8 protein-coding genes and 1 riboswitch are annotated in these 12,157 nt (G+C 72.4%); of the genes, 6 read left to right on the top strand and 2 right to left on the bottom strand.

Annotation, left to right across the window (positions count from 1 at the left end; genetic code table 11):
• Positions 1–84: 84 nt before the first annotated feature.
• Together QWJ13_RS22285 and mfd are read left to right on the top strand one after the other, a co-directional pair.
• Positions 85–1,455, top strand: a complete 1,371-nt coding sequence (locus QWJ13_RS22285; RefSeq protein ID WP_316526581.1) for a coiled-coil domain-containing protein — start codon at positions 85–87, stop codon at positions 1,453–1,455.
• Positions 1,456–2,094: 639 nt separating this feature from the next.
• A complete protein-coding gene (gene mfd, locus QWJ13_RS22280) occupies positions 2,095–5,748 on the top strand; it encodes a transcription-repair coupling factor (RefSeq protein ID WP_316526580.1) in 3,654 nt (1,217 codons plus the stop codon).
• 129 nt (positions 5,749–5,877) lie between these two features.
• Here the strand turns inward: mfd and QWJ13_RS22275 are convergent, their stop codons facing one another.
• Complete coding sequence (locus QWJ13_RS22275) at positions 5,878–6,018, bottom strand: DUF4352 domain-containing protein (RefSeq protein WP_316526579.1); 141 nt, start codon at positions 6,016–6,018, stop codon at positions 5,878–5,880.
• Positions 6,019–6,149: 131 nt separating this feature from the next.
• On the opposite strand from QWJ13_RS22275, the gene QWJ13_RS22270 reads away from it, so the two are divergent.
• Positions 6,150–7,178 (top strand): nucleoside triphosphate pyrophosphohydrolase, encoded by a 1,029-nt coding sequence (locus QWJ13_RS22270; protein WP_316526578.1) that lies wholly within the window; start codon positions 6,150–6,152, stop codon positions 7,176–7,178.
• 47 nt (positions 7,179–7,225) lie between these two features.
• On the opposite strand, the gene QWJ13_RS22265 is transcribed toward QWJ13_RS22270, so the two are convergent.
• A complete protein-coding gene (locus QWJ13_RS22265; RefSeq protein ID WP_316526577.1) occupies positions 7,226–7,648 on the bottom strand; it encodes an SDR family NAD(P)-dependent oxidoreductase in 423 nt (140 codons plus the stop codon).
• Between the two features lie 264 nt (positions 7,649–7,912).
• On the opposite strand from QWJ13_RS22265, the gene QWJ13_RS22260 reads away from it, so the two are divergent.
• The 3 genes from QWJ13_RS22260 (at position 7,913) to eno (ending at position 12,053) form a co-directional block, all read left to right on the top strand.
• Positions 7,913–9,205, top strand: coding sequence for a cytochrome P450 family protein (locus QWJ13_RS22260; RefSeq protein WP_316526576.1), 1,293 nt, complete (start codon positions 7,913–7,915; stop codon positions 9,203–9,205).
• 208 nt (positions 9,206–9,413) lie between these two features.
• A riboswitch (cyclic di-AMP (ydaO/yuaA leader) is annotated at positions 9,414–9,579 on the top strand.
• A gap of 5 nt (positions 9,580–9,584) precedes the next feature.
• Entirely contained in the window at positions 9,585–10,490 is a 906-nt protein-coding gene (locus QWJ13_RS22255) for a LysM peptidoglycan-binding domain-containing protein (protein WP_316526575.1), read from the top strand.
• A gap of 276 nt (positions 10,491–10,766) precedes the next feature.
• Positions 10,767–12,053 carry a phosphopyruvate hydratase gene (gene eno, locus QWJ13_RS22250; protein ID WP_316526574.1) on the top strand — a complete coding sequence of 429 codons (1,287 nt, stop codon included), beginning with the start codon at positions 10,767–10,769 and terminating at the stop codon, positions 12,051–12,053.
• Positions 12,054–12,157 lie beyond the last annotated feature (104 nt).

Here is a 12,157-nt window from a genome sequence, read left to right as displayed (position 1 = left end):
GGCCCCGGGCTCCGAACCGGTTCCGGATCCGTCCGTTCCGTCCGATCATGGGCTCCGCAGCCCGCGAAACGAGGGGAAGAGCCCATGAGCGACGCCGTCCCCCAGTACGGCTTCACCCAGGCCCGCAAGGGTTATATGCCCGAGCAGGTCGACCGAGCCCTCGCCGCCCTCACCGCGCAGCGTGACGAGGCGTGGGAACGGCTGAGCGTCCTGGGCGCCGGCATCCGGCAGATGGAGGCCCGGCTGGCCGACATCCGCCGGACCGCCGAGGAGGCCCCGGAGCCCGACTACCAGGTGCTCAGCGAGCAGGCCGCCGGCCTGGCCGCGATGGCCGAGAACGAGGCGCGCGCCGTCCGGGAGAAGGCCGAGCGCTTCGCCGAGGACCTGCGCGACGAGGTCTACGAGGCCGGGCAGGCGGCCGACCGGGCCGCCAGGGAGTTCGCCGCCGCGACCCGCAACGACGCCGACGCGGCCGCCCGCCGCATCGCCGAGCGCACCCGGGCGGAGGCCGAGGGCATCCGCTCGGACGCGGACCGGGAGAGCCGGGCCGAGCGGGACGCCGCCACCTCCTACGCCGCCAAGGTGCGGGTGGCCGCCGCCGAGGCCAGCGAGCAGGCCGAGGCCGAGCTGGCCGCCCGGCGCCGCAAGGCCGACGAGACCTTCGCCGCCGCCCAGGCCAAGGCCGACGCCGAGGACGCCGAGGTCTCGGCGACCGCCGAGCGCCGGGTCAAGGAGGCCGAGCAGCAGCGGGAGACCGTGCTGAACCAGATCAAGCAGCTGGAGGCGGACGCCCAGGCCAAGGCCGACCAGATGATCGAGCAGGCCCGTCGGGAGGCCGAGAAGATCAACGCGGCGACCGAGCAGGAGCAGCGCGAGTTCGACGTCCGGCTGGAGACGGTGCAGCAGCACCTGGACCACATCAAGGCCACGCTGGCCTCGCTCACCGGGGCGGCGGTCGGCCAGATCGACTCCGAGGCGGCAGCCGCGGCGGCTCAGCGCGCGAAGGCCGCCGGGGGGTCCACGGCCTCCCGGGCGTCCAAGGCCGCCGCCGCCTCCGCCCCGGCGGACGCGGTCGAGGACGCCGTGGCCGACGCGGTGCCGGTGGACTCGGAGGCGGACACCGGGGAGGTCCCGGTGCCGGACCTGCGGAAGGCCGAGGCGCCCGTCCGGGATAAGCCGGCACCCGTGCTGCGGACGCCGGTGGTGGGCGGCAGCGCCGCCAAGGCCATCGGTGGGCCGGTGGCGACCGGGCCGGTGCCGCCGAAGCCGGCCTCGCCGCCCGCCGGAGAGTCGGTCGGCGGGAAGAAGGACGACGAGCCGGCCGGGGAGCCGGCCGAGGGGAAGGACGACGGGGCTCAGACGGAGGAGGAGACCCGGATCGTTCCGAAGATCATCATCGTGGACGACGGCACCGGCTACGCGACGCCCCACACGGTGAGCTACCGCCGCCGCTGACCGGCCGCGCGAGCATTCCGTCACGAAGGCCTCTGGAAACCACCCGGCAGGGCGGTTTCCGGGGGCCTTCGCCGTACCCGCCGGCGGTCTGAGGGGCCGGGAACGGCCCCGGGAACGAGAGAGGCCGAGACCCGTGGCGCCCTCCAGGAAAGGGCGCCACGGTTCCCGGCGCTTGGGCGGGCGCCCCCACCCAGGGTCGCCCGGCCTCGCACCTCCGACCCCCATCGGGGGTGCGACAGTGCCGCCACAGCCATCCCCCACGGTTGGGTGCGGCGGGCACGTTCACCATGGTGCGCGATCTCCATGGACGGCCAGTGACAGGAGTATGTCCAGTTCGTGGCGGATGGCCGTGCCCGGATCGGTTCGTCCGCCGGTCGGTTCGTCCACCGGACGGTTCGGTGATCCGTCCAGTGGTTCGTTCCCGGACGTGCTCCTGACAGATCGGGCGGCGCGACCCCGGCTCCGGCTCCGGGTCCGGCCTCGGTGCGGCCCCGCCGATGTCGTGGACCGCGTGCGGGATCGCGGCGCGGCGTAGGCTGGAGACCCCCGGCCGCTCGGCGTGCCGGGCCGTTCGCGTTGCCCCGGCGGGCCTTCGCCGCTCGTGGGCAGCACCAGCCACGGGACGAAGAAGAGACCCCAATGAGCCTGACCGGACTGCTCGATGTCGTCGCGCGGGACGCGGCGCTCGCCGAGGCCATCGAGGCGGCCACCGCCACCGGAGCCGAGGCCGGCGGACGCCGCCACCTGGACCTGGTCGGCCCGCCCGCCGCCAGGCCGTTCGCCATCGCCGCGCTGGCCCGCGCGCTGGCCGGACAGATCGTCGGGGACCGGGGCCGCCCGGTGCTCGCCGTCACCGCGACCGGCCGGGAGGCCGAGGACCTCGCGGCCTCGCTGCGCTCGCTGCTGCCCGCCGACGCCGTCGCCGAGTTCCCGGCCTGGGAGACCCTGCCGCACGAGCGGCTGTCGCCCCGTTCGGACACCGTCGGGCGCCGGCTGGCCGTGCTGCGCCGGATCGTGCACCCGCGGGCGGACGACCCGGCGGCCGGGCCGGTCCAGGTGATCGTCGCCCCGGTCCGCTCGGTGCTCCAGCCGCAGGTCAAGGGGCTGGCCGAGCTGGAGCCGGTGGCGGTGCGGCGCGGTGAGTCGTACGACCTGGAGGAGGTGGCCCGGCGGCTCTCCGCCGCCGCCTACGCGCGGGTCGAACTGGTCGAGAAGCGCGGCGAGTTCGCCGTCCGCGGCGGCATCCTGGACGTCTTCCCGCCGACCGAGGAGCACCCGCTGCGGGTGGAGTTCTGGGGCGACGACGTTGAAGAGGTCCGCTACTTCAAGGTGGCCGACCAGCGCTCGCTGGAGATCGCCGAGCACGGCCTGTGGGCACCGCCCTGCCGTGAACTGCTGCTCACCGACGAGGTGCGGGCCCGGGCGGCCGAGCTGTCCGCCGAGCACCCCGGGCTGGCCGAGATCCTGGACAAGATCGCCGAGGGCATCGCGGTCGAGGGCATGGAGTCGCTGGCACCGGTGCTGGTGGACGACATGGAGCTGCTGCTGGACGTGCTGCCGCTCGGCTCCGTCACGGTGGTCTGCGACCCGGAGCGGGTCCGCACCCGGGCCGCCGACCTGGTGGCGACCAGTCAGGAGTTCCTGCACGCCTCCTGGGTCGCGGCCGCGGCGGGCGGGGACCGGCCGATCGACCTGGAGGCGATCGACGTCTCCGCCGCCTCGCTGCGCTCGCTCGCCGAGGTGCGCGAGCACGCCGCCGAGATCGGGCTGCCCTGGTGGTCCGTCAGCCCGTTCGCGACCAGCGAGTCGACCGTTGACGGGCCGCTTGCCCGCGACGGAGTCGCTGATTGGCACGGCGATGCCAACACGCTGACCCTCGGCATGCACGCCGTCGAGGCCTACCGGGGCGACACCGCCCGGGCGATCGCCGACGCCAAGGAGCGGCTGGCCGCCGACTGGCGGGTCGTCATGGTGACCGAGGGCCACGGCCCGGCCTCCCGGCTCGCCGAGGTGCTCGGCAACGAGGGCATCCCGGCCCGCCTGGTCGCCGACCTCGCCGAGGCGCCCACCCGGGACGTCGTCTACGTCTCCTGCGGCTCGATCGAGCACGGTTTCGTCGACGAGAACCTGAAGCTCACGGTCATCACCGAGACCGACCTGTCCGGCCAGAAGTCCTCCACCAAGGACATGCGCCGGATGCCCTCGCGCCGCCGCAACGCGATCGACCCGCTGGCGCTCGTCGCCGGCGACTACGTCGTCCACGAGGCGCACGGCGTCGGCAAGTACGTCGAGATGGTGCAGCGCACCGTCCAGGGCGCCACCCGCGAGTACCTGGTGCTGGAGTACGCCCCGGCCAAGCGCGGCCACCCCGGCGACCGGCTGTTCGTGCCGACCGACCAGCTCGACCAGGTCACCAAGTACGTCGGCGGGGAGGCCCCGACGCTGCACCGGCTCGGCGGCGCGGACTGGGCGAAGACCAAGCAGCGGGCCAAGAAGGCGGTCAAGGAGATCGCCGCCGACCTGATCAAGCTGTACTCGGCGCGGATGGCCGCCCCCGGCCACACCTTCGGCCCGGACACCCCGTGGCAGCGGGAGCTGGAGGACGCCTTCCCGTACGCGGAGACGCCGGACCAGCTGACCACCATCGCCGAGGTCAAGTCGGACATGGAGAAGTCCGTCCCGATGGACCGGCTGATCTGCGGCGATGTCGGCTACGGCAAGACCGAGATCGCCGTGCGGGCCGCGTTCAAGGCGGTGCAGGACGGCAAGCAGGTGGCGGTGCTGGTGCCGACCACGCTGCTGGTGCAGCAGCACTTCTCGACCTTCGCCGAGCGCTACGCCAACTTCCCGGTCACGGTGAAGGCGCTGTCCCGGTTCCAGACCGACACCGAGGCCAAGGCCGTCCTGGAGGGGCTGTTCGAGGGCTCGGTGGACGTCGTCATCGGCACCCACCGGCTGTTCTCCTCCGAGACCAGATTCAAGGACCTCGGCCTGGTGATCGTCGACGAGGAGCAGCGCTTCGGCGTCGAGCACAAGGAACAGCTGAAGAAGCTGCGGGCCAACGTGGACGTGCTCACCATGTCCGCGACCCCGATCCCGCGCACCCTGGAGATGGCCGTCACCGGCATCCGCGAGATGTCCACCATCACCACCCCGCCCGAGGAGCGGCACCCGGTGCTGACCTTCGTCGGGCCGTACGACGAGAAGCAGATCTCGGCCGCGATCCGGCGTGAACTCCTGCGCGAGGGCCAGGTGTTCTACATCCACAACCGGGTGGAGTCGATCGACAAGGCCGCCGCCCGGCTGAAGGACCTGGTGCCCGAGGCGCGGATCGCCACCGCGCACGGGCAGATGGGGGAGACCCAGCTGGAGAAGGTCGTCGTCGACTTCTGGGAGAAGGAGTTCGACGTCCTGGTGTCGACCACGATCGTGGAGTCCGGCATCGACATCTCCAACGCCAACACCCTGATCGTCGAGCGCGGCGACACCTTCGGCCTCTCCCAGCTGCACCAGCTGCGCGGCCGGGTCGGGCGAGGCCGTGAACGCGGCTACGCGTACATGCTGTACCCGCCGGAGAAGCCGCTCACCGAGACCGCGCACGAGCGGCTGGCCACCATCGCCCAGCACACCGAGATGGGCGCCGGCATGTACGTCGCGATGAAGGACCTGGAGATCCGCGGCGCGGGCAACCTGCTGGGCGGCGAGCAGTCCGGGCACATCGCGGGCGTCGGCTTCGACCTCTACATGCGGATGGTCGGCGAGGCGGTGGCGGAGTTCCGCGAGTCGCTGGCGAACGGCGGGGAGCCGGAGGAGGAGCCGCTGGAGGTGAAGATCGAGCTGCCGGTCGACGCGCACGTGCCGCACGACTACGCGCCCGGCGAGCGGCTGCGGCTCCAGGCGTACCGCTCGATCGCGGCGGTCAACTCGGAGGAGGACATCCGGCAGGTCCGCGACGAGCTGGTGGACCGCTACGGCAAGCTGCCCGAGCCGGTGGAGAACCTGCTGCTGGTCGCGGCGCTGCGGCTGTACGCCCGGCGGTGCGGGATCTCGGACATCACCCTCCAGGGGGCCAACGTCCGCTTCGGGCCGGTGGAGCTGCGGGAGTCCCAGCAGCTGAGGCTGAACCGGCTCTACCCGCGCAGCCAGGTGAAGGCGGCGGCCCAGCAGCTGCTGGTGCCGCGCCCGAGCACCGGGCGGATCGGCGGCAAGCCGCTGGTCGGGCGGGAACTGCTGGGCTGGTGCACCGATTTCCTGTCGGCCATGTTCGACGACCTCGCGGGGGCGAAGAAGTAGCGGTCGCCCTCGGGTGGTCCACGGCGGTCTCGGGCTCTGCCCGGGGCCGCCGTTCTGCTGGTGCGCTGCGTGCTGTGGGGGCTTGCCGGTGGGCGTTCTGGCGTGAACGCTCCGGTGTGAGCGGAGGTGTCAGCCGAGCTTCCACTGGCCGGTCTGCGGGGCGAAGCCGCTGTCGAGGCCGAACTGGGCCTTGTCGAGCGTGGCGTCCTTCGGGACCTCGAAGGTGACGAAGCCGAGGGCGCTCTCGCCGGGGGCGATGGTGGCGGGCACCTGGAAGCTCGTGAGTGGATGCTGCTTGTCCGAGGGCTGGGGAGTGGGAAGTCGGCCGGGTCGACTTCCTGCGCCGGCCGGGAGCCGAGTGGCTCGGGCGGCTTGGTGGGGCGGCGGGTAGGTTCGGGGGTGTGACGACGAATGTTCCGGGCGCGAAGTTGATCCTGCTGACCACCACCCACCGGGTGGCTCCCGGCCTGCTGGCGTGGCCGGCGTGGGAGGCGTTGCGGGCGGCGGGGCGGGTGCTGGTGGGGGACGAGGGGCATCCGCAGGTGCCGGCGGTGCGGCAGGCCGGGGTGGCGGTGGAGGTGGTGCCCGCCGGCTCGGCGCCGGCGTTGGCCCGGCTGCTGACCGGGCAGCCCGCCGGGGCGGGGCCGACGGTGTGGCTGGGCAGCCCGGACGGGGACCCGGGGTTGACCGACGCGCTGGCGCGGCTCGCGGTGGAGCACGCCGGTGAGGTGCCGGAGATCGAGGTGCTGCCCGGCTCGTACGACCTGCCGGGGGCGCGGCTGATGGACCTGGTGACGGTGATGGACCGGCTGCGCTCGCCCGGCGGCTGCCCCTGGGACGCCGAGCAGACGCACGAGACCCTGGTGAAGTACCTGGTCGAGGAGGCGTACGAGCTGGTCGAGGCGATCGAGGAGGGGGACCGGGCGACGCTGCGCGAGGAGCTGGGCGACGTCCTGTTCCAGGTGTTCTTCCACTCCCGGATCGCCGAGGAGCACCCGACCGAGCCGTTCACCGTCGACGACGTGGCCGGGGACATCGTCGAGAAGCTGATGTACCGGCACCCGCACGTGTTCGGGAACGTCGAGGTCGAGGGCGCCACCGAGGCGGAGGCGAACTGGGAGCAGCTGAAGGCGGCCGAGAAGGCGGACCGCGAGTCGGTGCTGGACGGCGTGCCGACCGCGCTGCCCTCGCTGGCGTACGCGGCGAAGCTGGTGTCCCGGGTGCGCCGGGCGGGCTTCACCGGGGTGCCGGACGAGTCGTACGAGCTGCCCGCCGAGCTGACCGCCGACTCGGCGGGCCGGCTGGTGCTCGCGGTGGTGCAGCGGGCGCACGCCGCCGGGGTGGACGTGGACGCGGCGCTGCGGTCGGCCGCGCGCGGTTACCGGGACGCGGTGCGCGCGGCCGAGGGCCTCAAGCCGGTCGGGGAGTAGGGCCCGAGCCTGGCGCTCAGGCCGCCGCGGCGGTGTGAGCCTGGCGCTCAGGCCGCCGCGGCGGTGCTCTCCGGGCGTCGCTGCGGCGGGACGAGTTCGCCGATGGCCTCGCCGACGAGGACGACGAGTTCGGCGAGGCGTTCCAGATCGAGGTGGTCGGGCAGGTCGGCCAGCGAGACGACCCGCTCGCCGTCCGGGCCGGCCACGGCGAACACGTCGATCGGGCCGAGGTGCTTCTCGGCGGTGTCCACGAGGGCGGCGACGTCGCTGGGGCGGCGGATGTCGCCGCAGACGCCGACGACGGGGCAGCCCGGCCGGTCGAGTTCGGCGGCGAGGTCTTCGGCGACGCCGACGTTCTGGTCGGCGATCAGCATCCCGGCGGAGCCGTCCGCGGCGAACCTGCGGGCGAGGCCCGCGCCCGATCCGCCGTCGAGGACCGCGATGACGACGACTGACCCGCTGACCCGCATGGCCTGCTCCTCCCTGTGGACGACACCGCACCGGCGCCCACGCGTACTGCGGAGGATCGTAGGCAGGTCCTGACCCTCCGCAACAGGGATTACCCCTCAGGTGACCAGGGTCACGCCCGCCCTCCGGCCAAGAGCTGTCCAAGAGCCGTTCATTGACCGTCCATGGCCAGGAAACGGCCGGGAAACCGGCAGGTCGCGACAGGGACGCGGCCCGGTCGCCCGTCGGCGCGGGGGCGCGCCCGTGACACCGGATACGGTCGGTCCATGCCAGCTCAGCCCGACCCCGCCGACGCCCCCGCTCCGCAGCTGTTCACCTGGGAGTTCGCCGCCGATCCGTACCCCGCCTACGCCTGGCTGCGCGAGCACGCCCCGGTGCACCGGACCACGCTGCCGAGCGGGGTCGAGGCCTGGCTGGTGACCCGGTACGCGGACGCCCGGCAGGCGCTCGCGGACAGCCGGCTGTCGAAGAACCCGGCGCACCACAGCGAGCAGGCGCACCGCACCGGCCGGGTGGGCATCCCGGGGGAGCGGCAGGCGGATCTGATGACCCACCTGCTGAACATCGACCCGCCGGACCACACCCGGCTGCGCCGCCTGGTGTCGAAGGCGTTCACGCCGCGCCGGGTGGCCGAGTTCGAGCCGCGGGTGCAGCAGCTCACCGACCGGCTGATCGACGGCTTCGCCCAGCGCGGTTCGGCGGACCTGATCCATGAGTTCGCCTTCCCGCTCCCCATCTACGCGATCTGCGACATGCTCGGGGTGCCGGCCGAGGACCAGGACGACTTCCGCGACTGGGCCGGAATGATGATCCGACATGGCGGCGGCCAACGTGGCGGTGTGGGGCGCGCGGTGAAGCGGATGCGGGCGTACCTGCTGGAGCTGATCCACCGCAAGCGCGCCGACCTCGGCGACGACCTGATCTCCGGTCTGATCCGGGCCAGTGACCACGGTGAGCACCTGACCGAGAACGAGGCCGCGGCGATGGCCTTCATCCTGCTGTTCGCCGGCTTCGAGACCACCGTCAACCTGATCGGCAACGGCACCTACGCGCTGCTGCGCAACCCGGAGCAGCGCCGACTGCTGCAAGAGTCGGTGGCGCGCGGGGAGAGCGCGCTGCTGGAGACCGGGATCGAGGAACTCCTGCGCTACGACGGGCCGGTGGAGCTGGCCACCTGGCGGTTCGCGACCCGGCCGCTGACCATCGGCGGGGTGGACATCCCGGTCGGCGATCCGGTGCTGGTGGTGCTGGCCGCGGCGGACCGCGACCCGGCCCGGTTCGCCGACGAGAACACCCTTGACCTGGCCCGGAAGGACAATCCCCATCTGGGGTTCGGGCACGGCATCCACTACTGCATCGGCGCTCCGCTCGCCCGGCTGGAGGGGCGTGCCGCGCTGGCCACGCTGCTTTCCCGGCTGCCCGATCTGCGGCTCGCGGAAAGCCCGGAGAATCTGCGCTGGCGCGGTGGCCTGATCATGCGTGGCCTGCGCGAACTGCCGGTGGAATTCAGCCCGGAGAGCCGCTCGCCGCAGGGCCCTCCGGATGCTCCTCGGCACTGACGAAACGTCGCCAACCGGCAGCAAACGGGGGTGTGAACACCCATCAACCGGACATAACACCGCACTTTGTAGGCGGGTGAACACGTGCCGTAATCCCGGTGTGATATCGGTGATATGAGCTTGTGATTCATCTGAAGATCTGTCTACTCTCCCTGGAGTTCGCAGCTGCGGACCTCGTGCGCGGAACGCCGAATCCTGCCCGCCGCGCACGGGAAACCGACCAGAACCCTGGGCAGGGGCGGGGGAACCAGGTTTGTTGCCGTCCCCACGGCTTGGGGTGAAGCCGCCCAGCGGAAACGTTTCCGCGTACGGCGGCCGGGCCACCTCCCGGTCCGAACCCGACAGCTCACCTCGCAGGCGTGCGGAGAGGGACCTCTTCATGCTGTTCGTTGGAACTGGCCGCCACCGTCGTCGCACCCAGGCCGAGAAGGCCATCGCCGTCGCCGGTGTGGCCGGCGTCGGACTCGCGATGCCGCTCCTCACCGCCACCGGTGCTTCCGCCGCCCCCGTCTCCACCTGGGACGCCGTCGCCCAGTGCGAGAGCGGCGGCAACTGGAGCATCAACACCGGCAACGGCTTCTACGGCGGCCTCCAGTTCACCTCCAGCACCTGGAAGGCGTACGGCGGTGGCGCCTACGCCCCGCAGGCCAACCAGGCCAGCAAGGGCCAGCAGATCGCCGTCGCCGAGAAGGTCCTGGCCTCGCAGGGTCCGGGCGCCTGGCCGGTCTGCTCCAAGAAGGCCGGTCTGACCAAGGGCGGCGCCGCCGCCGCGGTCGACACCTCCGGCAGCAAGGCCCAGTCGGCCCCGAAGCAGCAGGCCCCGAAGCCCGTCAAGCCGGCCGAGAAGCCCGCTCAGCAGCAGGCCCCGAAGGTGGCCCCGAAGCCGGCTCAGAAGCCCGCCGCGCCGCTGGTCCAGCAGGCCGCCCCGCAGCAGCAGACCCACCAGACCCCGGGCTTCTCCGGCAAGGCCGGCTGGGACGCCGACGCCAAGGTGTACTGGTACCAGAACAACGGCGCCTGGTACTGGACCAGCCACCAGAGCGTCTACCAGCAGTACGCCGGCCAGGCCGCCGCCCAGCCGCAGTACGCCCCGCAGGCCGCCACCCAGCAGGCCCCGCACGCCGCCGGCCACGACTACACCGTCCGCGCGGGTGACACCCTGTCGACGATCGCCGCCGCCCAGGGCGTCTCCGGCGGCTGGCAGGCGCTGTACCAGGAGAACCACGCCACCGTCGGTGGCAACCCGAACCTGATCCTGCCGGGCCAGGTGCTGCACCTCGCCTGAGCCGACGTCGGGCGGCCACGCCCGATCGCGGCGCACGGATGAAAGGGGACCGGTTTCCTACCGGTCCCCTTCGTCCGCGTTCGCCCGCCCCAGGGGGGACGAGCTGGGACAAGCAGGTGAACTACCGGTGGGTAGTGGGGCCACACGCTGAGACGGAACCGAGGTCGAGGTGGTCCCGGGAGCCCGGGCGGTTAGGCTCTGGTCGTAACGACTCCGCAATCGTCCTGCTGACAGCACCCCGTCAGACCGGACCCTGCTTCCGCAAGGAGATGCTTCGTGCCGTCCATCGATGTCGTCGTAGCCCGTGAAATCCTCGACTCGCGCGGCAACCCCACGGTCGAGGTCGAGGTCGGCCTCGACGACGGCAGCACGGGTCGTGCCGCTGTTCCGTCGGGTGCCTCCACCGGTGCCTTCGAGGCGCTGGAGCTGCGCGACGGCGACAAGAACCGCTACTTCGGCAAGGGCGTCGAGAAGGCCGTCCTGGCCGTCATCGAGCAGATCGGCCCGGAGCTGGTCGGCTACGACGCCACCGAGCAGCGCCTGATCGACCAGGCCATGCTGGACCTGGACGCCACGCCGGACAAGTCCTCGCTCGGCGCCAACGCCATCCTGGGTGTCTCGCTGGCCGTCGCGCACGCCGCCTCCGAGGCCAGCGACCTGCCGCTGTTCCGCTACCTGGGCGGCCCGAACGCCCACGTCCTGCCGGTCCCGATGATGAACATCCTCAACGGCGGCTCGCACGCGGACTCCAACGTCGACATCCAGGAGTTCATGATCGCCCCGATCGGCGCGGAGTCCTTCTCCGAGGCCGTCCGCTGGGGCGTCGAGGTCTACCACACCCTCAAGGGCGTGCTGAAGGAGCGCGGCCTGTCCACCGGCCTCGGCGACGAGGGCGGCTTCGCGCCGAACCTGGACAGCAACCGCGAGGCCCTGGACCTCATCGTGGAGGCCATCGAGAAGGCCGGCTACGTGCCCGGCCGGGACGTCGCGCTGGCCCTGGACGTCGCCTCCTCCGAGTTCTACGAGAACGGCGCCTACCAGTTCGAGGGCAAGGCCCTCACCTCGGCCGAGCTCATCGAGTACTACGCCGAGCTGGTCGACGCCTACCCGCTGGTCTCCATCGAGGACCCGCTGGACGAGTCGGACTGGGACGGCTGGAAGGCCATGACCGTCAAGCTGGGCGACAAGGTCCAGCTGGTCGGCGACGACCTGTTCGTCACCAACCCGGCCCGCCTGGCCCGCGGCATCGAGACCGGCACCGCCAACGCGCTGCTGGTGAAGGTGAACCAGATCGGCTCGCTGACCGAGACCCTGGACGCCGTCGAGCTGGCCCAGCGCAACGGCTACCGCTGCATGATGTCGCACCGCTCCGGTGAGACCGAGGACGTCACCATCGCCGACCTGGCCGTCGCCACCAACTGCGGCCAGATCAAGACCGGCGCCCCGGCCCGCTCCGAGCGCGTCGCCAAGTACAACCAGCTGCTGCGCATCGAGGAGATCCTCGACGACGCCGCCGAGTACGCCGGCCGCGGCGCTTTCCCGCGGTTCAAGTACGAGGGCTGAGCACGCCTGACCGGTGCCCCGCCGTTCACCCCGTAGGGTGGACGGCGGGGCACCGTCGCGACCAGGAGGGGATACGGGAGATGGCTGGCTGGAGGATCCCGGGC

Source organism: Kitasatospora brasiliensis, from assembly GCF_032654805.1.
Taxonomy (GTDB): Bacteria; Actinomycetota; Actinomycetes; order Streptomycetales; family Streptomycetaceae; genus Kitasatospora; species Kitasatospora brasiliensis.
The sequence above is the reverse complement of the archived record's forward strand: the minus strand, read 5'-3'. Positions and strand labels throughout refer to the sequence as shown.

Excerpts from the sequence above, each read along its gene's own strand:
- QWJ13_RS22285 (WP_316526581.1), top strand. The coding sequence starts at position 85 with ATGAGCGACGCCGTCCCCCAGTACGGCTTCACCCAGGCCCGCAAGGGT.
- mfd (WP_316526580.1), top strand. The coding sequence starts at position 2,095 with ATGAGCCTGACCGGACTGCTCGATGTCGTCGCGCGGGACGCGGCGCTC.
- QWJ13_RS22265 (WP_316526577.1), bottom strand. The coding sequence starts at position 7,648 with ATGCGGGTCAGCGGGTCAGTCGTCGTCATCGCGGTCCTCGACGGCGGA.
- QWJ13_RS22260 (WP_316526576.1), top strand. The coding sequence starts at position 7,913 with ATGCCAGCTCAGCCCGACCCCGCCGACGCCCCCGCTCCGCAGCTGTTC.
- QWJ13_RS22255 (WP_316526575.1), top strand. The coding sequence starts at position 9,585 with ATGCTGTTCGTTGGAACTGGCCGCCACCGTCGTCGCACCCAGGCCGAG.